The sequence below is a fragment of the Rhodococcus antarcticus genome (genome assembly GCF_026153295.1).
Classification (GTDB): Bacteria; Actinomycetota; Actinomycetes; order Mycobacteriales; family Mycobacteriaceae; genus Rhodococcus_D; species Rhodococcus_D antarcticus.
The window spans coordinates 1801963-1825928 of the sequence record NZ_CP110615.1 but is presented as its reverse complement, the minus strand read 5'-3'; the positions used below and the strand labels follow the sequence as shown (position 1 = coordinate 1825928).

Here is a 23966-nt window from a genome sequence, read left to right as displayed (position 1 = left end):
CATGGACGGCCCCTCGGGCACCGGCAAGTCGAGCGCGGCGCGCCGGCTGGCCGGCTCCCTCGGGGCGGCCTACCTGGACACCGGCGCGATGTACCGGGTGGCCACGCTCCACGCGCTGCGGGCCGGGGTCGACCTCACCGACGCCGGTGCCGTCGACCACGCCACGCGCGAGCTGCCGCTGGTGATCGGCACCGACCCCACCCACGAGCTCGTCGAGCTGGCCGGGGAGGACGTGCGGGTCGAGATCCGCGGTGCGGCCGTCACCGGGGCGGTCTCCGCCGTGTCCGCGGTGCCCGCCGTGCGCGAGCGGCTGGTCGCGGCCCAGCGCGCGCTGGTGGAGCAGGCCGGACGGATCGTCGTCGAGGGCCGCGACATCGGCACCGTGGTGCTGCCGGCGGCGGACCTCAAGGTGTACCTGACCGCCTCGGCGCAGGCCCGGGCCGCCCGTCGCGCCGACCAGGACGGCAGCGCCGACCGGGCCGCCGTCCTGGCCGACGTGCAGCGCCGGGACCACCTGGACTCCACCCGTGTGGCCTCACCGCTGCGCCCGGCCGACGACGCCGTGACCGTCGACACCTCGGAGATCGACCTGGACGGGGTGCTGGACCGCCTGCACGCCCTGGTCCAGCAGGTGGAAGGAGTGCGGCAGTGAGCGAGAACGACCACGACGTGGTGTCCGGCGACGGCATCTGGCTCGACGAGAGCGACTGGGAGAACGCCGGCGAGGAGCTGCTCGCCGAGGACGAGGGTCCCGCCGAGAACGTCCCCGTGCTGGCCGTGGTGGGCCGGCCCAACGTGGGCAAGTCCACCCTGGTCAACCGCATCATCGGTCGCCGCGAGGCCGTGGTGCAGGACGTGCCCGGGGTGACCCGCGACCGGGTGTCCTACGACGCCAACTGGAACGGGCGACGCTTCACCGTGCAGGACACCGGTGGCTGGGAGCCCGACGCCCGCGGCCTGCAGAAGTCCGTGGCCGCGCAGGCCGAGCTGGCCATGAAGCAGGCCGACGTGGTGCTGCTCGTGGTGGACGCCGTCGTCGGTGCGACGGCCACCGACTACGCGGTGGCCAAGGTGCTGCGCCGCGGCAAGATCCCCGTGCTGCTGGCCGCCAACAAGGTCGACGACGAGCGGGCCGAGGCCGAGGCCGCCGCGCTGTGGTCGCTGGGCCTGGGCCAGCCGTACTCGGTGAGCGCCACCCACGGCCGCGGCACCGGTGACCTGCTCGACGAGGTGCTCGCCGCACTGCCGCACACCCCGCGCGAGAAGGACGACACCGGTGGCGGACCGCGACGGGTGGCCCTGGTGGGCAAGCCGAACGTCGGCAAGTCCAGCCTGATCAACCGGCTCTCCGGCGACGAGCGCTCCGTGGTCCACGACGTCGCCGGCACAACGGTCGACCCGGTGGACTCCCTCGTGGAGCTCGGCGGCGAGGTGTGGCGCTTCGTGGACACCGCGGGGCTGCGCAAGCGGGTCAGCCACGCCTCGGGCGCCGAGTTCTACGCCTCGCTGCGCACCCGCTCGGCCATCGAGGCCGCCGAGGTCGCCGTCCTGCTCATCGACGCCTCCGAGGTGATCAGCGAGCAGGACCTGCGGGTGCTGGGCATGGTCGCCGACGCCGGCCGCGCGCTGGTGCTCGCGTTCAACAAGTGGGACCTGGTCGACGAGGACCGCCGCTACCAGCTCGAGAAGGAGATCGACCGCGACCTGGCCCGGGTGCCGTGGGCGCAGCGCGTGAACATCTCCGCCCACACCGGCCGCAGCGTGGCCAAGCTCGTGCCGGCGCTGCGCACCTCGCTCGCGTCGTGGGACAAGCGCATCCCGACCGGCCAGCTCAACACCTGGCTGACCGAGGTGGTGTCCGCCACGCCGCCGCCCATGCGTGGGGGGCGGCTGCCCCGGGTGCTGTTCGCGACGCAGGCCGCGACACGTCCGCCGACGTTCGTGCTGTTCACCACCGGGTTCCTCGAGGCCGGCTACCGGCGGTTCCTCGAGCGTCGGCTGCGCGAGACCTTCGACTTCACCGGGTCCCCGGTGCGGGTGAACGTGCGGGTGCGGGAGAAGCGCGAGCGCAAGAAGTAGGTCCCGAGCAGGGAGCCCCCGACCGCAGGTGCGGTCGGGGGCTCCCCTGTCGTTCACGCCGTGACGATCAGCGCAGGGCCTCGACCGTCTCGTAGCTGCCGACGCCCTTCGCCAGGTGGCCGAGGGCGCGGTCACCGTCGCCGAGCAGGTGGTCCAGCGCGGTGAGTCGGCTGGTGTAGTGGCCCACCTTGTACTCCGCGGTCATGCCGATGCCGCCGTGCAGCTGGATGGCCTCCTTGCCGATGTGGCGACCGGCCTTGGACGTCTGCAGACTCGCACGGTCGGCCGCCGCGAGCACGTCGCCGCCGGCCTCGAGCACCATGGTCGCCCACAGCGCCACGCTGCGGACGAGCTCGAGCGAGACGTACATGTCGGCCGCCCGGAAGGTCAGCGCCTGGAACTTGTTCAGCGTGACGCCGAACTGCTTGCGCGCCTTGAGGTACTCGCTCGTCATGGTCAGCGCCGTGTCCATCGCACCCACCGCCTCGTGGCAGTAGGCGATCTGGGCGCGGGCCAGGGCGAGCGCGATGGCGCCGGTCCGGTCGTCGTCACCCTCACCGAGCAGGGTGGCAGGAGTGCCGGCGAGGTCGATCTTCGCGGCCCGGCCGGAGTCGTGCGTGCGGTACCCGGTGCGGGTGAGGCCCTCGGCATCGCCGGCCACCATGAACAGCCGGGTGGTTCCGTCGACGACCGCGCTGACCACGAGCAGGTTCGCGCGGGCGCCGTGCTGGACCGGCTCCTTGACACCGGTCAGCGTCCAGCCGTCGCCGGCCGGCGTGGCGGTGACGCCGTGCGCCGAGGCGCTCCAGCGGACCTTGGGCTCGGCGTGCGCCAGCACGACGACGGAGGTGCCCTCGGCGATCGCACCGAGGACCTCCGCGCGCTGGGTGGCGGTGCCGACGTCGGCGACGAGCCCGCCGGCGAGCACCACGGTCTCGACGAAGGGCTCGGGGGCGAGCACCTTGCCGATCTCGCCGGCCACCAGGGCCACCTCGACCGGTCCGGCGCCCATGCCCCCGTCCGCCTCGGCGAACGGCAGGCCGAGCACGCCCATCTCGGCGAGCTGCGCCCAGGTCTTCTCGTCGAAGCCCGGCTCGGTGGCGGTGACGCTGCGACGCTGGTCGTCGCCGTAGGAGCGGTTCAGCAGGGCAGCAACGGCCTCACGGAGGGCGTTCTGCTCGGAATCGTGGTTGAAGTCCATGGTCAGCTCACAATCCCAGGATCGAGCCGGCGATGATGGTGCGCTGCACCTCGTTGGATCCGCCGTAGATGGAGGCCTTGCGGAAGTTCAGGTAGGACGGGGTGGCCACCCGCGCCCAGTCGGGCACGTCGGAGCCCTCCCCGGCGAACGAGGCCACCGAGTCCGGCCCCGCGATGTCGACGACCAGCTCGGTCGCGGCCTGCTGCAGCTCCGTGCCGCGGAGCTTGAGCACGGAGGACGCGGGGTGCGGCTTGCCGTCGGTGGAGTTGGCGACCACGCGCAGCGCGGTGAGCTCCAGGGCCAGCAGGTCGTTCTCCAGCTCGGCGATGCGGGCCGCCATGCGCGGGTCCTCCAGGAGCGGCACGCCGTCAGAGGTGACCTCGGCCGCGTGCTGCTTGGCCTGGGCGATGAGGCGCTTGGTCCAGCCCACGGGGGCGACGCCGACCCGCTCGTTGCCGAGCAGGAACTTGGCGTAGTCCCAGCCCTTGTTCTCCTCGCCGATGAGGTTCTCGGCCGGCACGCGCACGTCGGTGAAGAACACCTCGTTGACCTCGTGGCCACCGTCGATCAGCTCGATCGGTCGCAGCGAGACACCGGGGGAGTCCATGGGGAAGACGAGGAAGGAGATGCCGCGCTGACGCTTGGCCGCGCCCGGGTCCGTACGGACCAGGCAGAAGATCCAGTCGGCGTGCTGGCCGAGCGTGGTCCACGTCTTCTGGCCGTTGACGATCCAGTCGTCCCCGTCGCGGACGGCGGTGGTGCGCAGCGAGGCCAGGTCGGAGCCGGCCTCGGGCTCGGAGAAGCCCTGGCACCACCAGATGTCGAGGTTCGCCGTCGCGGGCAGGAAGCGCTTCTTCTGCTCCTCGTTGCCGAACGCCGCGATGACGGGTCCGACCATGGTGGCGTTGAACGCCAGCGGCGCGGGGACGCAGGCCAGCTGCATCTCCTCGTGCCAGATGTGGCGCTGCAGCGGGGTCCAGCCCCGGCCGCCCCACTCCGCGGGCCAGTGCGGCACGGCGAGGCCGGCGTCGTTCAGGATCCGCTGGGTCTCCACCAGCTGGTCCTTCTTGACCTCGTGCCGGGCCGCGACGGTGTCGCGGATGGACTGCGGGACCTTGGTGGTGAAGAACAGGCGCATCTCGTCCCGGAACGTCTGGTCCTCGGGGGACAGCTCCAGCTGCATGACTCTCTCTTCCTGACGGCCACCACGGCCGTCCGACGTCAGTACGCACGACGATCCCACACGCGGGGCGCCGTGGCGTGGCCAGGGCGGGGTTCCGACACTGACCAGGCGGTTCGTCCCCGGGGAGAACGCTGGGGTAACCTCTGCGAGCGCCTGGAGACGGGCGTTCTCGGGCTGTGGCGCAGCTTGGTAGCGCACTTGACTGGGGGTCAAGGGGTCGCAGGTTCAAATCCTGTCAGCCCGACAGAAGCTGTCGAGGAACCCGAGGGTGAGCGCCACGTCATGTGGTGTCCGCCCTCGGGTCTTCCCATGTCTGGGGCCGTCCGGATGGTCTCGGGGCCGCTGGGCGTCGAGCTTCTCGACAGATTTCCGCCGTGCACGGGGGAGAACTTTTCGTTCCCACCCCGGCCGTCGAGGCGACTTCCCTGTGGGCGGTGGTCCCCGGATCGCGGGCGGGGGCTGTCGGGGCCCGACGGGCTCACCGGCGCGAGCGGACCGTTCGACGACGCGGGAGCGACCACTGACACCGTGTCCGCGGTCTGGAGGGTGCTAGGTGTGCGGGACCAGCTCATCGCGGTGGCAGGTGCGCAGGGCGCCGGGTGGCAGGCTGGGGCCATGTCTGAGCTGATCAACGCCTTGGCCGCCACGGCCGTCGACGACTACCCCGGTGGGATCGCGTACACGTACAACGCCCTCGACGCACTCCGTGCCCGCATCCTGGTGGTCGAGCAGGGTGGGAAGGCGTTTCCCCACGGCGACAACATCGGCGCCCCCGACGACGCCGGGACAGGCAAGTGGGCCGGCATCCTGGACGGGGCAGGGCTCGAGCCCGGCATGTACTCCTGGTGGAACGCGATTCCCGTCGGCCTGGAACGGGCGGACACGGTGCAGGACAAGGCCAAGGCCCGCGCGTACGTCAAGCGCGCCGTCGCCCTGCACGATCGGCTGTTCGTCATCATCGCGGTGGGGAGCGTGGCCCAGGAGGTGGTGAAGGCGGTCGGCACCAACATCAAGGTGGTCAAGTCGCGGAGCCCGCTGCGCACCAACAACGGTCAGCGCGACGACATCCGCGAGGCGTTCGCCGAGGCCCGGGCCTATGCGTACCCCGTGGGGCTCGACCGGGACTGACGCCGGCCGCCCGCGGGGCGATCATCGACTGCACCGCAGTGGTGATGTCCTCGGTGGACCCCTGCCGCACGGCGGTCCGCAGGCCCTCGGCACGGTTCGGGCGTCCTCGAGCGGGGCGCCGAGGGCGACGAGTGCCCGGACCGCGGCGTCACCGGGTGCGGACAGCTGGCTCAGCGCCTCCTCGACGTCGGTGCTGCGACCGCTGACCTGGGCCCCGGGCTGGCCGGGGTCAGGGTCACGGCGTCCCGCTCGGGCAAGGCCTCCCCGTGCGAGCTCGGTTGCAGCACCAGCGGGAACGACCCCCGGTCGAGGAGAAGACCACAGCGGGTCGAGCGACAGGTGCGTCCTCCGCGCTCATTCCCACCCGGGACGGGGATGCCCGACCGCGGGGCGCCGTCGTCGTGCTGCACCAGCTCATCCTGAGCGGTGAGCGGTCGAACCAGCCTTGTCGCGGTCAGTCGACCTGGGCGGTGAGCCCGGCGGCCTCGATGCCGGCCACGGCCGCGGCCTCGTCGTGGTCGGACGTGTCACCGGTGACCCCGACGGCACCGAGCAGCGTGCCCGCGCCGTCGCGGACCAGGACACCGCCGGGCACGGGGATCAGCGAGCCGCCCACGGCCGCGGTGACCGCGGCGACGAAGAACGCCTGCTGCTCCGCGCGGGCCATGATCGCCCGCGAGCCCATCCCCAGCGCGAGGGCGCCGTGGGCCTTGCCGACGGCGATCTCGAACCGCTTGATCGACGCGCCGTCCTCCCGCTCGGCCGCGACGACGTGACCCCCGGCGTCGAGCACGACGACGGTCAGCGGCTTCAGCTCGGCGCTGCGGCCGTGCGTGCGTGCGGCCGCGATGACGGTCCGGGCGGTCTTGAGGTCGAGGGTGCTCACGAGGCGGTCTCCTTCTTCGCTGTGGTGGAGGACTTCTGGACGGCCCTGCGGCGGTGGAGGATCGGCTCGGTGTAGCCGCTGGGCTGGCTCAGGCCCTCGAAGACGAGGTCGTGGGCGGCGGCGAACGCCTCCCCGTCGAAGCCGGGCGACATCGGTGTGTAGGAGGGGTCCCCGGCGTTCTGCTCGTCGACGACCGCGGCCATCCGGCGCAGGGTCTGCTCGACCTGCTCGGCGCTGACCACGCCGTGGTGCATCCAGTTGGCGACGTGCTGCGCGGAGATGCGGCAGGTGGCGCGGTCCTCCATCAGCGGCTCGCCGGTGATGTCGGGGACCTTGGAGCAGCCGATACCGTCGTCGACCCAGCGGACCACGTAGCCGAGCAGGCTCTGCAGGTTGTTCTGGATCTCGTCCTGGCGGTCCTCGTCGGACCAGTCGGCGGGATTGCCCAGGGGCACCTGCAGCAGGTCCTCCCGGCCGCGCCGCCGGCCGCCGGCCAGCAGCTCCTCCTGGCGGGCCCGCACGTCGACCTGGTGGTAGTGCAGCGCGTGCACGGTGGCGGCGGTGGGGGAGGGCACCCAGGCGCAGCTCGCACCGGCCCTCGGGTGGCCGATCTTCGCCTCGAGCATCGCGGCGAGGCTGTCGGGCGCAGCCCACATGCCCTTGCCGATCTGCGCGTGACCGAGCAGCCCGCACTCCAGCCCGATGTCGACGTTGAGGTCCTCGTAGGCCGAGATCCAGGTCTCCGACCTCATGTCGTTCTTCCGGACCACCGGGCCGGCCTGCATCGAGGTGTGGATCTCGTCGCCGGTGCGGTCGAGGAAGCCGGTGTTGATGAAGGCGAGGCGCTCGCGGGCCTCGTTGATGCAGGCCTTGAGGTTGAGCGTCGTCCGACGCTCCTCGTCCATGATGCCGACCTTGATCGTCAGCCGCGGCAGGCCGAGCAGCTCCTCGACCCGGCCGAACAGCTCGACGGCGAAGGCGACCTCCTCGGGGCCGTGCATCTTGGGCTTGACCACGTACATCGAGCCCTGGGTGGAGTTGGCCAGCGTCGACTCCCCCCGCAGGTCCCCGACGCTGCCGAGCGCGGTCATCACCGCGTCGAGGATGCCCTCGGGCACCTCGTCGCCGTTGCGGTCGAGCACCGCGTCGGTGGTCATCAGGTGGCCGACCTGGCGGATGAACAGCAGCGAGCGACCCCGCAGGGTCACGTCCTGCCCGGAGACCGTCGAGTAGGTCCGGTCGGGGTTCATCGCCCGGGTGAACGTCTTCCCCCCCTTGGTCACCTCCTCGGCCAGGGTGCCGTCCATCAGCCGCTTCCAGTTGCGGTAGCCGAGCACCTTGTCCTCGGCGTCGACGGCGGCGACCGAGTCCTCGAGGTCCATGATCGTGGACACGGCGGACTCGAGCAGCAGGTCCTTGACCCCCGCTGCGTCGGTCCGGCCGATCGGGTCCTGCGGGTCGACCTGGATCTCCACGTGCAGCTGGTGGTGGACCAGCAGGACGGCCTCGGGGTTGTCCCGCGGACCTCGGAAGCCGACCAGCTGGGTGGGGTCGGCGAGCCGGTGCACCGCGCCGTCGACGATGACGGCGACGCCCTCGTCGTCCACCGCGTAGCCGGTGGCGCCGGCGTGCGACCCGGAGACGAGCGGGAAGTGCTCGTCGAGGAAGGCCCGGCCCTGGCGGACGGCCTCGTCGCCGCGGACCGTGTTGTAGCCCTCGCCCGGGGCGAGGTCGCCCTCGCGGGGGATGACGTCGGTTCCGTAGAGGGCGTCGTAGAGCGAGCCCCAGCGGGCGTTGACGGCGTTGGTGGCGAAGCGCGCGTTGAGCAGCGGCACCACCAGCTGCGGCCCGGCGGTGCGCGCGACCTCGTCGTCGACGTCGGAGGTGGTGACGGTGACGTCGGCCGGCTCGTCGAGCAGGTAGCCGAGCTCGCGCAGGAACGCGGCGTACGCCGCGGGATCGGGCGTGCCGGGGTGCTCACGGTGCCAGCGGTCCAGCGAGCCCTGGATCTCCTCGCGCCGGGCCAGCAGTGCGGCGTTGCGCGGGGCCAGGTCGTCGATGATGCCGGCGAGACCGTCCCAGAAGGCGGCCGGTTCCAACCCCGTGCCGGGGAGGGCCTCCTGCTCGACGAACCGGTGCAACACCTCGGCGACGCTGAGCCCGCCGACCTGAACACGCTGCTCCATGTCACTCCATTCGATGGATCGTAGCCAAACTCCATGATGCGGAACGGTCGGCCTAGATAATGAAACTCTCGTGGAGATCACCGATCGTGTCAACCCGATAATGTCCGAATGACCGTACACATACCCAGGGCCGGTGCAGGTCGCCGCCACACCCTCGTCGCCGACCTCGTGGCCGACCTGGCCGGCTACCCGACCTGCTCCGCCCACGTGGGCCCGGCGGAGGCCGCAGGCCTCGGTCGGGCTGACTGGGCGTGCCCGTCCCGCTGACCGACGAGCTCGCCGGCGAGCAACTCCCCGAGGCGCTGGACATCCCCCTCCCGGAGCTGGTCGACCGGATCGGCGAGGTGCTCGACGGCGAGGGGCGGGTGCACTGCCAGTCCGGCTCCCGGGCCTCGACCGGGGCGAGCATCCTCGACCGCACCGGTCGCCGCCCGGTGCATCGCCGCCGGCTCCGCCGAGGTCGTCGCCGCCGGGCTCACCGTCGAGTGCGGAACCCGACCGCTGAAGTGGCGCCCGGCCGGCCGGTGGTCACGGCAGCCTGTACGGTCAACAAGACAACACTTGCCGAGTGTCCGGAGAACCATGGCCCGCTCGACCGGTCCGGCGCCCCTCGACCGCGGCAGCGCGCTCCCACTCTGGGCCCAGCTGCTCGACGAGCTGCGCCGCAGGCTGCGGGCCGGCGCCTTCCACGACGCGTTCCCGGGCGAGATGGAGCTGGTCGCCGAGTACGACGTCTCCCGCCACACCGTGCGCGAGGCGCTGCGCCACTTGCGCGAGGAGGGGGTCCTGGACTCCTCCCGGGGGCGGGGCACCACCGTTCGCCGCACGCCCATCGTCCAGCCGCTGGGCAGCATCTACAGCCTGTTCCGGCAGGTGGAGGAGCAGGGCATGACCCAGCAGAGCATCGTGCTGGCCCAGGAGAGGGCCGTGCGGCCTGAGTCCGCCGTGGCCCTCGGCCTCCCGGACGACGCGGAGCTGTTCCACCTCGAGCGGATCCGGTGCGCCGACGGAGCGCCCCTGGCCCACGACCAGGTGTGGCTGCCCTGGGCGCTCGCGAGCCCCCTGATGGAGGCGGACTTCACCCATGCCGCCCTCTACGACGAGCTCGCCACCCGCTGCGCCGTGCACATCACCCAGGGTCGCGAACGGATCTCCGCGGTGGTCCCCACCGCCGCGGAGCGCACGCAGCTGACCGTGCCGCGGCACGAGGCGTGCTTCGCCATCGAGCGCACCGGCCGGACGCGCCGGAGCACGGTGGAGCACCGTCGCTCCCTCGTCCGGGCCGGCGCCTTCTCCCTGGTCGCGGAGTGGTCCCCGCAGGGCTACTCCCTCAACACGGCCGCCGGCGGCTGAGCACGGGACCCCTCACGCCCGCCCGGACAGGATCGCGTTCCAGCAGGGGGCGGGCAGGCCGTGGCGCGCGAGCACTGGTCCCCGGTGGTCACGGGGACTCCTCGGGATCGACGGGTGCTGCTGGGCTGCGGGCGTGGGCGACGGTGAGGTGTCCCCAGGGCCGGGACACCCGGGGTCCGCGCAGCTCGTGGGTGCTCACCCGGTCCAGGGTGAAGCCGGCGCGGGTCAGCATGTCCTCGACGGGTCGGACCAGGTGGCAGCCGCCGACGAGGGCCTGCTCGAGCGGGTCGAGGCGGTGCTGCCAGCGGGCCGTCCGGGGGTCCGGGGAGAGCCCGTGCTCCAGGACGTGCAGCACGCCGCCCGGCCGCAGGACCCGGCGGAGCTCGCGCAGCGCCCGGTCCGGGTCGGGCACGGTGCACAGGGTGAAGGTGCTCAGCGCGCTGTCGCAGGAGGCGTCGGCCAGCGGCAGGTCCTGCCCGTCCAGGCCGACGAGGCTGATCGCCACGGACGAGGCCGCGATGCGCCCTGCCGCCAGCCTGCGGGCGACGACGGAGGGCTCCACGGCGGAGACGGCGGTCACGGCAGCGGGGTAGTGGGGCACGTTGGGACCCGCGCCGAACCCGATCTCGACGACGTGTCCGCGCAGCCCCACCACGGCTTGTCGCCGGCGCCGCGTGACGTCTCTGCTGCTCAGCAGCCGGTAGGTCAACCGGGGCAGCACGTGCTCGTCCCAGAGGGTCACCACCGGTTCCGCCCTTCCGTCGAACACCTGCGGACGATACTCGGGCACGGCCGCGGCGAGGTAGGACCAGCTGCTCTGCCCGGCCGATCTCTCCCGTCGTATTGTACGGACACGAAGGGGGCCGACGAGAACGAGGGAGACGGACGTGGCGCACGGCGCGAGCAGGCCCGGTCCGGTGCGGTGGATCGCGTACGCCTACGGGCGGCGGCTTCCCGCGTCGATGGTCGACTGGGTCCGCAACGACCTGGTGGGGCCGCACGCCTTCGTGCGGCACCTCCTCCGGAGCCAGGTGATCTACGTCCCGGTGTTCGTGCTGCTCCTGCTGCTGCCGGGTCCGTTCTGGCTGGCGTTCCTGTCCTTCCTGCTGGCCCTGCTGCTCAGCCTGACCTACGCCGTGATCTACATGGAGCAGAACCGTGTGCGTCGGCTGCAGGCGCACGGGCTGCCGGGTGATCTCGAGTCGGCCAAGGCGCAGGCCACCCGGATCGCCGACCGCGACGCCTACGAGGCCACCTACCTGCCGCAGCGCCCCGGGCGCTGACTCCGAGCCCGTCGCCGGCGCCGTCGGGCTCAGTCGGCGAGCAGGCTCAGCGCGAGTCGGGGGCAGAGGTCGACGGCCTCGCGGGCGTCGGTGAGCTCGGCACGGTGCAGGGCAGGCTCGCGCCCGCCGTCGCGGGGCAGGGGATAGCCCCACTGGTCACGGGTGAGGACGCGGGGCAGCAGCTCGGTGCAGAGGCCCCGACCGTCGCACCGGGTCCAGTCGACGTGCAGGCGGGTCGTGCTGGTGCGGCGTGCACTCATCGGCGCTGCCCCGGGGTGGCCTCGCAGCGACCCTGCCGGTGCAGGCTGACGTCGTGGCCGAAGGCGCGCAGGGTGCTGGCCACCATGCGGGCGGTGCCGTCGGGATGACGGCAGGAGCCGCGCCCGGTGACCAGTGCGGCGAGGCGGGTGATCTCGCGGGGGAGCTCCGGGTCGGGGCTGCGGCGCGCGAGCCGGGTGAGGGTGGCGGCCATGGTGGGCAGGCCGTTGACGCAGGGCCCGCACTGGCGGGCGGACTGCTCCCCGAGCCAGGTGGCGATCTCCGCGGCGGCGGTGAGCCCGCAGCGGTGGACGCCGAGCACGTGCACGACCCCGGCTCCGGGGGTGGCCCCGAACCGGTGCAGCGAGGCGACCGACAGCTCGGTGCGCGAGAGCTCGGGGCCGGGGACCCACGCGCCGTGGTACCCGCCGACGAGGACGGCGCGGACCGTGGTGGGATCGGTGCCGGCGTCGCGGAGCAGCGCGGCGAGGTTGGTGCCGGAGGCCACCTCGAGCACCCCGGGGTGGGCCACGTCGCCGGAGAGGGTGACCAGGCGGGTACCGGGGTCGTCGGTAGGACCCACGGTCCGGAACCACGCGGCACCGTGTCGGGCGGCGAGCGCCAGGTGGGCGAGGGTCTCGACGTTCTGCACCAGCGTGGGAGCCCCGCCGAGGCCCCTGCGGGTGATGCGGGTGGTGCGGTCGTGGGGCACGGCCGGCCCACCGGCCAGGGCCCGCACCACGGCGGACTCCTCCCCGGAGATGAAGGTGTCGGGTGCCTCGGTCAGGGTCACCCGGAGCCCGGGTCGCTCGGTCAGTGCTGTCCGCACCGCGTGCAGGGCGTGGGCGCCGGCGTAGAGGTGCAGCTCGCGGGCACCGAGGGCCGTGCCTGCGAGCACGAGCCCGTCGAGGACCAGGTGCGGGGCGTCGGCCAGCAGCACGGCGTCCTTGCTGCTGGCGGGTTCACCCTCGGCCCCGTTGGCGACGACGACGGTGCTCCCGGTCGCGGTGGCGGGGACGTCGGCGAGCTTGCGCCAGGTGGGGAACCCGGCCCCGCCCCGCCCGGCGAGCCCGGACGCCTCCAGCAGGGCGACCAGCTGCGGTCCGCCCAGGACGGGCAGCGGACCGTGCGTGGTGACGTGGGCAGCGAGGTCGGCGGCGGGGGCTGCGAGCAGCCTGGCCGTGGGGGAGCGCCCCCGGACCGGGGTGACCCCCACCGGGGCGGTGCTGGTGGTCATCGGGCCCGCTCGGGAACGCGGGGGGCGAGCGGCTCGACCCGGTGGCGCCGGTGCTCGACGAAACCGGTCTGCACCCGCCAGGTGAGGGCGGCGACCACGCTGAGCACGCAGATCCCCGTGACGGCGAGGAACCACGTGGTGAAGGCGTCGGTGCCGTTCCCGAGCCCGTGCGCGACGGCGACGGGCCAGAGGGCGTAGGTGGCCCAGTGCACGCCCCTCCAGGTGCGCAGGCCGATGCGGCGGCGGAGCAGGCTGGTGACGACGACGGCGAGGAGCAGGTCGAGACCAACGGTGCCCAGACCCTGCCAGAACGGGCTGTAGCGGGCCAGGAACGGCACCACCACGTCGACCAGGTGCAGCTGTGCGTAAGGGTCGAGGAACAGCGACACCACGTGGATCGTCAGCATGGCCACGACGAGCAGGCCGGCGTCGCGGTGCACCCGGGCGACCGCGAACCGGGGCAGGCCCAGAGCCGGTCGGCCGGAGCGGGTCAGGACGCCCAGCAGCACCGAGATGGTCATGAGCACCAGGGTCACCGTCCCCGCACCACGGCCCAGCGCCCACAACGCCTCCGACATCAGCTGCCGGCCGTGGTCGCGTGGGTGGGGTCGGCCTGCCGACCGGGAGCCACGAGCGGTGCCGGCGCCACGGTGGTCGCCCCCGGTGCGGTCCTCGCCGAGGGGGCGGTGGTCGGGGCACCGGGGACGGTGCTCGTGCCCGCCGTCGCCGAGGCGTGGGTGCCGGCGAGCACGAAGCTGGTCAGGCCGGCCGTGGCGGCGACGCTCGCGACGACGAGGCCCCGCGTGGTGAGCGCGGCGCGGCGCCGTCCGTGCTCGGGGTGGTTCATCCGGGTCCTCCTCGGCTCGACGACGCTGAGCACGAGTGTCGGCCTCGGCGCTGTGGTGGTGCTGAGGACCTGGCTGTGGGTTGGCTGGGAGGACCCCGGACCCCGGACCCGGGGGCGTCTCACCGAGTGGTCAGCCGCGGTCGGCCTGCCGGCCCGCGACGTCGTACCGGTCGGCCATCATCACCTTGTCCCACACCGCGACGAAGTCACGCACGAAGCGGGGGTGACCGTCGCTGCCGGCGTACACCTCGGCGATGGCGCGCAGCTGGGAGTTCGAGCCGAACAGCAGGTCGTTGCGGGAGGCGCGGTAGGCCGTCGTGCCGGTGTCGCGGTCGTCGAGGGTGAACGAGGTGCCGGCCTCGTCCTGCTTGTGCCACTCGTAGTCCATGCTGGTCAGCGTCGTGAAGAAGTCGGTGCTGAGCACGCCGACCCGGTCGGTGAAGACGCCGCTGCCGGAGGAGTCGTGGTTGCAGCCCAGGACCCGGAGACCACCGGTGAGCGCGACCCACTCCGGGGCGGTGAGCTTCAGCAGCGCCGCCTCGTCGAGGAACGCCTGCTCCGGTGCCACGCGTGACGTGAGCGGGTAGCCCTGCTGCACGAAGTTGCGGAAGCCGTCGACGACCGGCCGCAGCCACTCGAAGGTGGGGACGTCGGTCTGCTCGGCGGTGGCGTCGACCCGGCCGGGAGTGAACGGGACCTCGAGCTCCTGGCCCGCTGCCCGGGCGGCCTGCTCGACCGCGACGCAGCCGCCGAGCACGATGAGGTCGGCCAGGCTGACCTCGGCGCTCGCGGAACCACCGTTGAACCTCTCCTGCACCTGGCGCAGGGCGGCCACGACGGCGACGGTGCGGGCGTTGACCGCCCAGTCCTTCTGCGGAGCCAGCGCCACGCGTGCGCCGTTGGCCCCGCCGCGCTTGTCGGTGTCGCGGTAGGTCGAGGCCGAGGAGAAGGCGGTGAAGGCGAGGTCGGAGACGGCGAGCCCGGAGGCCAGGACCGCCTGCTTGAGCGCGCCGATCTCGGCGTCGCTGACGACGGTGCCCTCCGCGGCGGGCAGCGGGTCCTGCCAGGGCAGGTCCTCGGCGGCGACCTCGGGTCCGAGGTAGCGCGACTTGGGACCCATGTCGCGGTGGGTCAGCTTGTACCAGGCCTTGGAGAACGCCAGGGTGAACGCGTCGAAGTCGGCCAGGAAGCCCTCGCAGATCGCGCGGTAGACGGGGTCGACCTTCAGCGCGATGTCGCTGGTCATCATCATCAGCGGGTGCTCGACGCCCGCGAGGTGCGCGTCGGGGGTCCTCGGCGCGGTGGGGTCGACCGGCGTCCACTGCAGCGCGCCGGCCGGGCTCCGGGTCTGCTCCCACTCGTGGCCGAACAGGTTCTCCAGGTAGCTGTTGTCCCACTGGGTCGGGTTGGGCGTCCAAGAGCCCTCGATGCCGTTGGTCATCGTGTGCTGCGCGTTGCCGGTGCCCTCGGGGTTGTGCCACCCGAGCCCCATCTGCTCCATCGGGGCGATCTCCGGCGGCGCACCGATCCGGGCGGCCGCGACCTGGCCGTGGCTCTTGCCGAAGGCGTGGCCGCCGGCGATGAGCGCGACCGTCTCCTCGTCGTTCATGGCCATGCGGCCGAACGTGATGCGGATGTCCACGGCGGAGCCGGCCGGGTCCCCGTCGGCGTTCGGACCCTCGGGATTGACGTAGATCAGGGCCTGGTGCGAGGCCGCGAGGGGCTGCTCGAGCTCGTAGTCGGCGCTGCCGGGCTCGCCGGTCCAGCGCTGCTCGCGCGTCACCATCCCGTCGTAGGAGTCCGGGTGGGTCATGTCGATGTGCTCGGGGCCCCAGTAGGTGGCGTCGTCGGCCTCCCAGGCGTCGCGGCGGCCACCGCCGAAGCCGTAGGTCGGGAAACCCATGACCTCGAGGGCACAGTTGCCGGTGAGGATCATGAGGTCGGCCCAGGAGAGGGCGTTGCCGTGCTTCTGCTTGATCGGCCAGAGCAGGCGGCGCGACTTGTCGGTGTTGCCGTTGTCCCACCAGCTGCTGATCGGGGCGAAGCGCTGCATCGCCTGCCCGGCGCCGCCGCGGCCGTCGGCGATGCGGTAGGTGCCCGCCGCGTGCCAGGCCATCCGGACCATCTGCGGCGCGTAGCTGCCGTAGTCCGAGGGCCACCACGACACGGAGGTCGTGAGGAACCTCTTGATGTCGGCCTTGAGCTCGGCGAGGTCGATGGTCGCGAAGGCAGCCGGGTAGTCGAGGTCCGCGAGGGGGTTGGCCGCGGCGCCGTCGCGGTGCAGCTGCTCGACCCGGAGCCGGTCGGGGTACCAGTCCGAGAGCGTGGGCTTCGAGGTGAAGACGCCGCCGATGGTGTCGCCGCCGGCGGGGCACGTCCCCTCGAGGACCCCCTGGTAGGTCGTGTAGTCGGTCATGTCGGTGTGGCCTTCCTCTCGGTGGTGCGGCGGGACCCTGCGGTCCTGGACCTCGGCACCCAGCCTCCCGCAGGCGTGCCGTCCCGGCCGGTCCACCCCGTTCCGCGCGCCGGGCGAGCGGACGAGGACGACCTGACGGGCGCGTGCGACCGGGGTGTCCGGGCCTCTGACCTGCGCTATCAGTGCAGCCTCACCTTCGTGGCGGCCGGGCGGCGACGTGCTTACGCTCCGTCCGTGACCACCACTCCGGAGACCACCAGCGACGAGCCGACCGGCCACCGGGACCAGGACGGTGCGCACGGCTCCGAGCCGCACGCGAAGGGGCTCGCCGCCCGGCTGAACTGGCTGCGGGCCGGGGTGCTCGGGGCCAACGACGGGATCGTCTCCACCGCCGGGCTCGTCGTCGGCGTGGCGGGGGCCACGGTGGAGCGGGGGCCCATCCTCACCGCCGGGATCGCGGGGCTCGTCGCGGGCGCAGTGTCCATGGCGCTGGGGGAGTACGTGTCGGTGAGCAGCCAGCGCGACACGGAGAAGGCGATGCTGGACAAGGAGCGGGCCGAGCTGGAGGAGTACCCGGAGGAGGAGCTCGCGGAGCTGGCCGGGATGTACCGGGCCAAGGGGCTGAGCGAGGAGACCGCGCAGAAGGTCGCCGAGGAGCTGACCGAGCACGACGCGTTCGCCGCCCACGTGGACGCCGAGCTCGGGATCGACCCCGACGAGCTCACCAACCCGTGGCACGCCGCCGGTGCCTCCGCCGTCGCGTTCACCCTGGGGTCCCTGTTGCCGCTGCTGGCGATCATGCTGCCCCCCGCCGGGGCGCGCGTGGCGGTGACCTTCGTGGTGGTGCTGGTCGCGCTGGCCCTGACCGGGCTGCTGAGCGCCGCGCTGGGCAGTGCGCCGAGGCGGACGGCCGTGCTGCGCCTGGTCGTGGGCGGTGCGCTGGCGATGGCGGTGACCTACGGCATCGGCCAGCTCGTCGGTGCTGCCGGCATCTGAGCCGCCACCACCACCGCTCGGTGCGGTCGGCCGGTCGTCGTCGGTCGCGCTACTGCTCGGGCCGCACCACGCGGTCGCGCCCGCTGCGCTTGGCGTGGAACAGCAGGGCGTCCACCCGCCTCCAGCAGCTCGCGATGGTCTCGTCCGCGTGCACCGTGTCGTGACCGGCGGAGAGGGTCTGACCGCCCGGGACGAGCGTCGCGAGCCGGGCCAGCAGTCCCTCGGCGTTCTCGGCGGTGCAGCGCGGCAGGGCGAGCGCGAACTCGTCGCCACCCCAGCGGGCGAACAGGTCGCCGGTGCGCAGCACGTCCCCTGCGCGGCGGCAGAAGTCGACCAGCAGGGCGTCCCCGGCGTCGTGGCCCCGGACGTCGTTGTAGGCCTTGAAGTGGTCGATGTCGAGGATGGCGAGCGTGAGGGGCTCGACGGCTGCCCGCGTGGCCGCGAGCTCGAGCAGGCCGTCGTGCCAGCCCCGCCGGTTGAGCGCGCCCGTCAGCGCGTCGTGCGCGGCCGCCGCCTGCAGGGCTCTCTCCGTGTCGCGGCGGAGGGTGATGTCCTGGACGGCGGCCATGGTCCAGCGCTGCCCCTGCGGACCGGGGACGGGGGCGGCCGAGACCCACCCCCACCGGATCTCCCCGTCGGGCCGGACGTAGCGCTCCTCGGCCCGGGGTCCGCCCGCACCCAGGGCCGTCCCGCCGATGACGTGCTCGAGCTCGTCGTGCTCCTTCGCGCCGTCGGGGTGCAGGAAGTCCCGCGCAGAGTGGCCCAGCACGTCCTCGCGGCGTCGGCCGACCAGGGTGCAGTAGGCGTCGTTGACCAGCACGTAGCGCCCGTGCTCGTCGGACAGCGCCATGCCCACGGGGCTGTGCTCGAACACGGACCGGTACCAGTCGGCCTGCTCCCCGCCCGCCGCCCCCGCAGCCGTTCCCCCGGTGCCTCCCACGCCACGACGATAGGGCGGCGCACCGTCGGTCGCGCGCCCGGTGCCCTGCCCGCGCGCGCCCGGGCTCAGCGCATGATGCCGGTGTGGCCGAGGGAGTACCGGCCGGGCTGCGGCCACACGGTGAGCCCGTGCGGTCCGTTGCCCACCTTGATCTTCTTGATCAGGTGCCCGTCGTCGGTGCTGAGGACGTAGACCACACCGTCGTAGCGCCCGGAGATCCAGAACTGGCTGCCGTCGGCGGAGAGGTTGCCCATGTCCGGGCTGCCGCCGCCGGGGATCTGCCACTTCGTCGACACCTGCCGGGTGGCGAGGTCGATGACCGAGACGCTGCCCTCGCCCCGGTTGGTCACGAACAGGCGGGACGAGTCGCGGCTGACGTAGAGCCCGTGAGCCATGGAGCCGGTGGGCACGAAGGTCTGGACACCCTCGGCCTGCCCGTCGATGAGGTAGACCCCGTTGGCGTTCATGTCCGCGACGTAGAAGGTCTGGCCGTCGGGGGAGAGCTTGACGTCCTGGGGCTTGCCGTTGGGCACCTGGGTCAGCGCGATGGAACGCACGACGGTGCGGCTGGCGACGTCCAGCACGATCATCTTCGACGCGAACTCGCAGCTGAACAGCGCGGTGCGGCCGTCGGCGGTGAAGTCCATGTGGTCGACCCCGGCGCACTCGGGCACGGGGACCGACTGCTGGAGCACGAAGGTGTGGGGGTCGTAGAAGTCCAGCCGCTTGAGCTCCTCGGCGACCACGATCGCCGAGCCGCCGTCGGGGGTGAAGTACAGGTTGTAGGGGTCCGCCACCTTGATGCGGGCCCCGGGCGTGCCGGTGGTCGGGTCGATCGGGGTGAGGCTGCCCCCGGCGGAGACCAGGTCCGAGGCGACGTAGAGGGTCTTCAGGTCGTAGGACGGGACCACGTGCTGCGGCTCCGGTCCCACCGGGAACGTCCCGGTGACGGCCATCGTCGCCTGGTCGATCACCGTGACTGTGTTGTCCTTGGTGTTGGGCACGTAGACCAGCGGCTTCGCGTCGGCGACCGCCGGGCTCATCGTCCGGTCGGCGGCGTAGACGTCGGTCGGTGACTGGGGCGCGGGCATGCCGGGCAGCAGGGTGCTGGGCGCGTCGGTGGTGCTCGCCGGGGCGCTGGTGGTGGTGGTGCTGCTGGGCGGCGGGTCGGTGGTGGTGGCCGGCGGGGCCGCGGTGGTCGAGGAGCTGCAGGCGCTGAGCGCGGTCGTGGCGGCCAGGACGACGACCAGGAGCTGACGCGTCCTCACGCCGCACCGAGCATGGTCGAGAGCGTGACGGGGGTGAGCCCACGGGCGGCGAGGTCGCCCAGCACCCCGGGCAGGGCGGACACGGTGTCGGCGTGGCCGAAGTGCATGCTCACGATGGATCCTCCGGTGGCGGTGGCGACCTGGGCGCGGACGGTGGCCGCCCCGGGATCGGTGAAGTCGAGCGAGTCCACGTCGTAGGAGACCACAGTGGGGTAGCCGAGCTCACCGGCGACCTTCCTGATCAGTGGCGTGGAGTGCTGCGCCCCGGACTGGCGGGCGTACCGCGGTGGGGTCCCGGCGGCGGCGAGCTCGTCGCGGCAGCGCAGCAGCTCGTCGCGGATGCCGGCCTCGTCGAGGTTCTCCAGCGTGGGGTGCGACCAGGTGTGGTTGGCCAGCTCGTGCCCGGCGGCGGTGATCGTGGCGGCCATCGCGGGGTTGTCCCGCAGCCAGGTCCCGACGACGAACACGGTGACCTGGGCACCTGTCGCGGCGAGGGCGGCCAGCACCTGCGTCGCGGTCGAGGCGGCGCCGGAGGCGTGGAAGGTCAGCGCGACCTGGGTGCTGCCGCGGGGGCCGTTGCCCACCTCCACGGCTGGTCCCGTCGCCGCCGCCGGGGTGGTCGGTGGCGGGGTCGTCGCGGTCGGCGCGGGGACGGTCGGTGTACCGGTAGTGGTGGCGGGTGCGGCAGCACCGGGGCGGGTGGCGCGGGAGCAGGCCGCCGCGACCGCTGCCACCGCGACGGCGAGCAGGGTCCGGCGGGGCAGGGAGCGGTTCACGGGACGACCGTATGCCCGCGCTCCTGAGCCTCGGCTGTGAGCGTCCCGGGTCACCCTCCGGCCGCGGTGTGCTCCTCGGCAGCGTGGAGCAGCTCGTCGGCGAAGCGGTGGGCGTTGACCAGCTCGTCCTGCAGGGCCAGGATTCGTGCCGCGGTCGCGCTGCGGAAGACCTGCAGGCGCTCGTGCAGCGCGGCCCGCTCGGCCGCCGTGGTGGCCGGGGTGTCGAGCTGATCGCGGACGGCGAGCAGGTCGCGCATGTCGTCCACGGAGAACCCGAGGGGCTTCATCCGCTTGATCACCAGCAGTCGGGCGACGTCGGCGTCGGTGTAGAGCCGGAACCCGCCCTTGCTGCGGGAGGAGGGCCGGACGAGGCCCATCTCCTCGTAGTAGCGGATGGTGCGCAGGCTCAGCCCGACCGCCTCGGCGACGTCGCCGATCTGCACCAGCTCACCCACGACGACCCGCCACCTCCCTGCCCACCGTGCTCCGACCTGTCGTGCTCCTGCCCCGCCGTGCTCCTGCCCTGCCGTGCGGGCGAGCTGCGGCTCGGACGGTCCGATGCTACGCAGCGCCGACGGGGACGTGGTGTCAACGCCCGGCCGAGGGCAGCCCGACCTGGACGTCCCCGCCGGCCGGGGCGAGGCCGCCGGGGGGACCGGACGTGTCCTCACCGGGGTCGGGCGACCCGTGCACCGGGGGCGGGGTCACGAACAGGGCGACGACGGCGACGGCCGCGGGCAGCACCGCACCGCCGAGCAGCGCCGGGGCGAAGCTGCCGGTCGCGTCACGGACCAGTGCGAACAGCACCGGTCCGAACGCGGTGGACCCCACGCTCACCGCCGCCACGAGGCCGCGGATGGAGCCGATGTGGGTGGTGCCGAAGTACCGGGGGAACGATGCGGACTCCAGCGAGCGGATGCTGCCGCCGGCGGCCCCGATGGCCGCGGCGAACCCGATCGAGGACCACCCCGGCGCCACGACGGAGCCCCAGACCAGCCCGAGCACCAGGCTCGTCATCGCCGCGGTCGTGAGCCAGCGGGGGGACACCCGGTCGACGAGCGCCCCGACGGCGAGGGTGGCGACGAGCGACGCCGCGGTCTGCGGCAGGAAGTTGGCGGCCGCGGCCGCGGTGGAGAACCCGCGCTCACCCAGCAGCGCGACCTGGTGGAACGCCACTGCGGTGCAGAGCATCCCCGAGGCGGCGACCCCGGCCAGCACCGTCCAGAAGAACGGGGTGCGCACGGCCTGGGCGCGGGTCAGCCCTGAGCCGGCCGCGCGGGTCTCCTCGTCGGTGGGGACCCGGCCGTCGGGGTGCTGGCCGAGGTCGGCGGGCCGGTCGCGCAGCCCGAGCACCGCGACGGGCAGCACCACCGCCAGCACCACGAGGCCCTCCAGCGCCCACGTCGTGCGCCAGCCGACGCCGGCGATGACCCGCTCCAGCAGCACCGGGGCCAGGGAGATGCCGGCCGATCCCGTCGCCGTGACGATGCCGATGGCCAGCCCGCGACGGCGGGTGAACCACAGGGCGGTGACGGTGGTGGCCACCAGGCCCAGCGCGCCCTGACCGGCGAGGCGGATGCCCACGAACCCCGCCGTGAGGCCGACCACGCCGCTGACCGCCGACATCGCCAGCAGCACCAACCCGAACAGGAGCCCGACGACGGCCATGGTGCGGCGTGGGCCGACCCGGTCCAGCGTGCGACCGACGAACGGCATGGCCGCCGCGCCGGCCAGCGTGCCCACGAGGTAGGCGGTGGAGACCGTCGACCGGCTCAGGCCGAGCTCGGCGATCATGGGGTCGAGGAAGGCCGAGACCGCCGCGGTCTGCCCCGGTGCGGTGGCGATGGTGGCCGTCGCGGCGAGGGCGACCACCCACCAGCCGTAGAAGCCGGTGGGGGACCGGACGCCGGTGCGGGGGGACGAGCTGGCCGTGGGAGCTCCTGGGGTCGAGGGCGCGGGAGCGCGTGCGGGAGGGGTGTCTCTGAGCCAGGGTGTCCCGGCGGCTGTCCGACCGGTCACAGCGGGACGAACTCTCCTCTGTCGTGAGAGTAGTGTCCCACTTGACGCGCGGCCCCGCTGGTGCGGCCCCGTCGACCCCCGCTACCCCCGGAGAGATGGCCCCACCGTGACCTCAGCCGTGCGCGCACCCCGCGCCCGTCCGACCGTGCCGCGTCCCGTGCTGCGCCGCCCCGCCTGGTTGAGCCCCCGGGTGGCGAGGGTGGAGGTGCTCGCCGGGCTCGTCGTGGCCCTGGCCCTGATCCCCGAGGCCATCAGCTTCTCCATCATCGCCGGGGTCGACCCGCGGGTGGGCCTGTTCGCGTCGTTCACGATGGCCGTGACCATCAGCATCGTGGGAGGCCGTCCGGCGATGATCTCCGCGGCCACCGGGTCGGTCGCGCTGGTGGTCGCCCCGCTCGCCCGCGAGCACGGGCTGGAGTACCTCGTCGCGGCGGTGCTGCTGGGTGGCGCGATGCAGGTGGTGCTGGCCGGGCTCGGGGTGGCCAGGCTCATGCGGTTCCTGCCGCGCAGCGTGATGGTCGGCTTCGTCAACGCCCTGGCCATCCTCATCTTCTCCTCGCAGCTGCCCTACCTGCGGGACGTGCCCTGGCCGGTGTACGTGCTGGCGGCGGTCGGTGTCGCGGTGATGGTCCTGCTGCCCCGGCTGACCACCGCCGTGCCCGCCCCGCTCGTCGCGATCGTCGCGCTGACCGGGTTCACCGTGCTGGCCGCCGTGGCCGTGCCGACGGTGGGGGACGAGGGCGCGCTGCCCGACTCGCTGCCCGTGCTCGGCGTGCCGGCGGTGCCGATGACGCTGGAGACCCTGCGGATCGTCGCGCCCTTCGCGCTGGCCATCGCCCTGGTGGGGCTGATCGAGTCGCTGATGACGGCCAAGCTCGTCGACGGGATCACCGACACCCACTCGGACAAGACACGGGAGTCCTGGGGGCAGGGTGTGGCGAACCTGGTGACCGGGTTCTTCGGCGGCATGGGGGGCTGCGCGATGATCGGCCAGACCATGATCAACGTGCGCAGCGGCGCTCGGACCCGGCTATCGACCTTCCTCGCCGGGGTGTTCCTGCTCATCCTGGTGGTGGTCCTGGGTGACGTCGTCGCCGTGATCCCGATGGCCGCGCTGGTGGCGGTGATGGTCATGGTCGCCGCCGGCACCTTCGACTGGCACTCGGTGCGCCTGTCCACCCTGCGGCGGATGCCGCTCTCGGAGACCCTCGTGATGCTCTCGACGGTCCTGGTCACCGTGGCCACCCACAACCTCGCCTACGGGGTCGGGGTCGGCGTGCTCGTCGCGATGATCGCCTTCGCGCGTCGCGTCGCCCACGTCGTCGACGTGGCCCGCGTGGTGGACCCCGACGGCACGACCGTGGTCTACGCCGTCACCGGCAACCTGTTCTTCGCCTCCTCCAACGACCTCGTCTTCCGCTTCGACTACGCCGACGACCCCACCACCGTCGTCATCGACCTCAGCGGTGCCCACGTGTGGGACGCCTCCACGGTGGCGGCGCTGGACGCGATCACCACCAAGTACGCCGCCCGCGGCACGGCCGTGACGATCACCGGGATGAACGCCCTCAGCGAGGACCGTCACGCCCGCCTGGCCGGGCACCTCGCCGGCAGCCACTGAGCCGCGGGGGCGCGCAGCCGCAGCCGTCCTGAGCGTCGGTCGTGGACAACGGCTCAGCGGGTGCGCGAGCGGCGTGGGCGCGGCGTCCGGCTCGGTCTCCGGGGTGGTCGGTACGGGCTCCGGCGTGGTCATGGACCCACTGTGCGCCGCCGGAGCCGAGTCGGGCAGGGCCTGCGGGGATGTCGGGACCTAGGGCCCACCGCGTCGTGACCGGCAGCCGCACCCGTCGCGGGCGCAGGTCCACTGGTTGCTGACCCGCGGACCGGCCACCGCCCGGCCCCACCCGGTG

General features: G+C 73.1%; 24 protein-coding genes and 1 tRNA gene. 10 read left to right on the top strand and 15 right to left on the bottom strand.

The features are described from left to right. Position 1 precedes the first annotated feature (1 nt). Both cmk and der read left to right on the top strand, forming a co-directional pair. Positions 2 to 652 carry a (d)CMP kinase gene (cmk, locus tag RHODO2019_RS08785; RefSeq protein ID WP_435532213.1) on the top strand — a complete coding sequence of 217 codons (651 nt, stop codon included), beginning with the start codon at positions 2 to 4 and terminating at the stop codon, positions 650 to 652. Continuing rightward, positions 649 to 2079 (top strand): ribosome biogenesis GTPase Der, encoded by a 1431-nt coding sequence (gene der / locus RHODO2019_RS08780; RefSeq protein ID WP_265384574.1) that lies wholly within the window; start codon positions 649 to 651, stop codon positions 2077 to 2079. The genes cmk and der overlap by 4 nt, the downstream gene beginning before the upstream one ends. 67 nt (positions 2080 to 2146) lie before the next feature. Here der and RHODO2019_RS08775 read toward each other — a convergent pair whose 3' ends face one another. After that, entirely contained in the window at positions 2147 to 3280 is a 1134-nt protein-coding gene (locus RHODO2019_RS08775) for an acyl-CoA dehydrogenase family protein (RefSeq protein WP_265384573.1), read from the bottom strand. A gap of 7 nt (positions 3281 to 3287) precedes the next feature. Continuing rightward, positions 3288 to 4463, bottom strand: coding sequence for an acyl-CoA dehydrogenase family protein (locus RHODO2019_RS08770; protein WP_265384572.1), 1176 nt, complete (start codon positions 4461 to 4463; stop codon positions 3288 to 3290). 170 nt (positions 4464 to 4633) lie between these two features. Between RHODO2019_RS08770 and RHODO2019_RS08765 the strand changes: the two genes are divergently transcribed. Together RHODO2019_RS08765 and RHODO2019_RS08760 are read left to right on the top strand one after the other, a co-directional pair. Next, a tRNA-Pro gene (locus RHODO2019_RS08765) sits at positions 4634 to 4707 on the top strand. A gap of 371 nt (positions 4708 to 5078) precedes the next feature. Continuing rightward, the gene (locus tag RHODO2019_RS08760; RefSeq protein WP_265384571.1) at positions 5079 to 5591 is read left to right on the top strand and encodes a uracil-DNA glycosylase family protein; all 513 of its coding nucleotides are present in this window, start codon (positions 5079 to 5081) and stop codon (positions 5589 to 5591) included. A gap of 454 nt (positions 5592 to 6045) precedes the next feature. On the opposite strand, the gene RHODO2019_RS08755 is transcribed toward RHODO2019_RS08760, so the two are convergent. Beyond that, positions 6046 to 6477 carry a GlcG/HbpS family heme-binding protein gene (locus RHODO2019_RS08755; protein WP_265384570.1) on the bottom strand — a complete coding sequence of 144 codons (432 nt, stop codon included), beginning with the start codon at positions 6475 to 6477 and terminating at the stop codon, positions 6046 to 6048. Then, entirely contained in the window at positions 6474 to 8663 is a 2190-nt protein-coding gene (locus RHODO2019_RS08750; protein ID WP_265384569.1) for a malate synthase G, read from the bottom strand. The genes RHODO2019_RS08755 and RHODO2019_RS08750 overlap by 4 nt, the downstream gene beginning before the upstream one ends. A gap of 108 nt (positions 8664 to 8771) precedes the next feature. On the opposite strand from RHODO2019_RS08750, the gene RHODO2019_RS08745 reads away from it, so the two are divergent. Then, entirely contained in the window at positions 8772 to 8930 is a 159-nt protein-coding gene (locus RHODO2019_RS08745; protein WP_265384568.1) for a hypothetical protein, read from the top strand. A 315-nt stretch (positions 8931 to 9245) separates the two neighbouring features. Then, a complete protein-coding gene (locus tag RHODO2019_RS08740) occupies positions 9246 to 10016 on the top strand; it encodes a GntR family transcriptional regulator (protein ID WP_265384567.1) in 771 nt (256 codons plus the stop codon). 88 nt (positions 10017 to 10104) lie between these two features. Here the strand turns inward: RHODO2019_RS08740 and RHODO2019_RS08735 are convergent, their stop codons facing one another. Further along, a complete protein-coding gene (locus RHODO2019_RS08735; protein WP_265384566.1) occupies positions 10105 to 10785 on the bottom strand; it encodes a class I SAM-dependent methyltransferase in 681 nt (226 codons plus the stop codon). Between the two features lie 118 nt (positions 10786 to 10903). Between RHODO2019_RS08735 and RHODO2019_RS08730 the strand changes: the two genes are divergently transcribed. Then, positions 10904 to 11299 carry a DUF5313 family protein gene (locus RHODO2019_RS08730; protein ID WP_265384565.1) on the top strand — a complete coding sequence of 132 codons (396 nt, stop codon included), beginning with the start codon at positions 10904 to 10906 and terminating at the stop codon, positions 11297 to 11299. Between the two features lie 29 nt (positions 11300 to 11328). Here RHODO2019_RS08730 and RHODO2019_RS08725 read toward each other — a convergent pair whose 3' ends face one another. The 5 genes from RHODO2019_RS08725 to katG all read right to left on the bottom strand — a co-directional run bounded on the left by RHODO2019_RS08725 (position 11329) and on the right by katG (position 16057). Further along, positions 11329 to 11559, bottom strand: a complete 231-nt coding sequence (locus tag RHODO2019_RS08725; protein ID WP_265384564.1) for a ferredoxin — start codon at positions 11557 to 11559, stop codon at positions 11329 to 11331. Then, positions 11556 to 12794 (bottom strand): NADH-ubiquinone oxidoreductase-F iron-sulfur binding region domain-containing protein, encoded by a 1239-nt coding sequence (locus RHODO2019_RS08720; RefSeq protein WP_265384563.1) that lies wholly within the window; start codon positions 12792 to 12794, stop codon positions 11556 to 11558. Before RHODO2019_RS08720 ends, RHODO2019_RS08725 begins: the two co-directional genes overlap by 4 nt. Beyond that, the gene (locus RHODO2019_RS08715) at positions 12791 to 13372 is read right to left on the bottom strand and encodes a ferric reductase-like transmembrane domain-containing protein (protein ID WP_265384562.1); all 582 of its coding nucleotides are present in this window, start codon (positions 13370 to 13372) and stop codon (positions 12791 to 12793) included. The genes RHODO2019_RS08720 and RHODO2019_RS08715 overlap by 4 nt, the downstream gene beginning before the upstream one ends. After that, on the bottom strand, positions 13372 to 13641 hold the full coding sequence (locus tag RHODO2019_RS08710) for a hypothetical protein (protein ID WP_265384561.1): 270 nt from the start codon (positions 13639 to 13641) through the stop codon (positions 13372 to 13374). Before RHODO2019_RS08710 ends, RHODO2019_RS08715 begins: the two co-directional genes overlap by 1 nt. Before the next feature lie 130 nt (positions 13642 to 13771). After that, on the bottom strand, positions 13772 to 16057 hold the full coding sequence (gene katG, locus RHODO2019_RS08705) for a catalase/peroxidase HPI (protein WP_265384560.1): 2286 nt from the start codon (positions 16055 to 16057) through the stop codon (positions 13772 to 13774). Positions 16058 to 16291: 234 nt separating this feature from the next. On the opposite strand from katG, the gene RHODO2019_RS08700 reads away from it, so the two are divergent. Further along, positions 16292 to 17053 carry a VIT1/CCC1 transporter family protein gene (locus tag RHODO2019_RS08700; protein ID WP_435532193.1) on the top strand — a complete coding sequence of 254 codons (762 nt, stop codon included), beginning with the start codon at positions 16292 to 16294 and terminating at the stop codon, positions 17051 to 17053. Positions 17054 to 17102: 49 nt separating this feature from the next. Here the strand turns inward: RHODO2019_RS08700 and RHODO2019_RS08695 are convergent, their stop codons facing one another. After that, positions 17103 to 17993: a diguanylate cyclase domain-containing protein gene (locus RHODO2019_RS08695; protein ID WP_265384559.1), complete on the bottom strand. Its 891-nt coding sequence runs from the start codon at positions 17991 to 17993 to the stop codon at positions 17103 to 17105. Between the two features lie 65 nt (positions 17994 to 18058). Further along, positions 18059 to 19084 (bottom strand): YVTN family beta-propeller repeat protein, encoded by a 1026-nt coding sequence (locus tag RHODO2019_RS08690; protein ID WP_265384558.1) that lies wholly within the window; start codon positions 19082 to 19084, stop codon positions 18059 to 18061. Between RHODO2019_RS08690 and RHODO2019_RS08685 the strand changes: the two genes are divergently transcribed. Beyond that, positions 19083 to 19250 carry a hypothetical protein gene (locus RHODO2019_RS08685; protein WP_265384557.1) on the top strand — a complete coding sequence of 56 codons (168 nt, stop codon included), beginning with the start codon at positions 19083 to 19085 and terminating at the stop codon, positions 19248 to 19250. The genes RHODO2019_RS08690 and RHODO2019_RS08685 overlap by 2 nt on opposite strands. Before the next feature lie 7 nt (positions 19251 to 19257). Here the strand turns inward: RHODO2019_RS08685 and RHODO2019_RS08680 are convergent, their stop codons facing one another. From RHODO2019_RS08680 to RHODO2019_RS08670, 3 genes are all read right to left on the bottom strand, one after another. Further along, positions 19258 to 20037, bottom strand: a complete 780-nt coding sequence (locus tag RHODO2019_RS08680; protein ID WP_265384556.1) for a polysaccharide deacetylase family protein — start codon at positions 20035 to 20037, stop codon at positions 19258 to 19260. A 50-nt stretch (positions 20038 to 20087) separates the two neighbouring features. Continuing rightward, a complete protein-coding gene (locus RHODO2019_RS08675; protein WP_265384555.1) occupies positions 20088 to 20492 on the bottom strand; it encodes a MerR family transcriptional regulator in 405 nt (134 codons plus the stop codon). A gap of 133 nt (positions 20493 to 20625) precedes the next feature. Further along, positions 20626 to 21909 carry an MFS transporter gene (locus RHODO2019_RS08670; protein WP_265384554.1) on the bottom strand — a complete coding sequence of 428 codons (1284 nt, stop codon included), beginning with the start codon at positions 21907 to 21909 and terminating at the stop codon, positions 20626 to 20628. Between the two features lie 292 nt (positions 21910 to 22201). Between RHODO2019_RS08670 and RHODO2019_RS08665 the strand changes: the two genes are divergently transcribed. Further along, positions 22202 to 23677 (top strand): SulP family inorganic anion transporter, encoded by a 1476-nt coding sequence (locus RHODO2019_RS08665; protein WP_265384694.1) that lies wholly within the window; start codon positions 22202 to 22204, stop codon positions 23675 to 23677. Positions 23678 to 23966 lie beyond the last annotated feature (289 nt).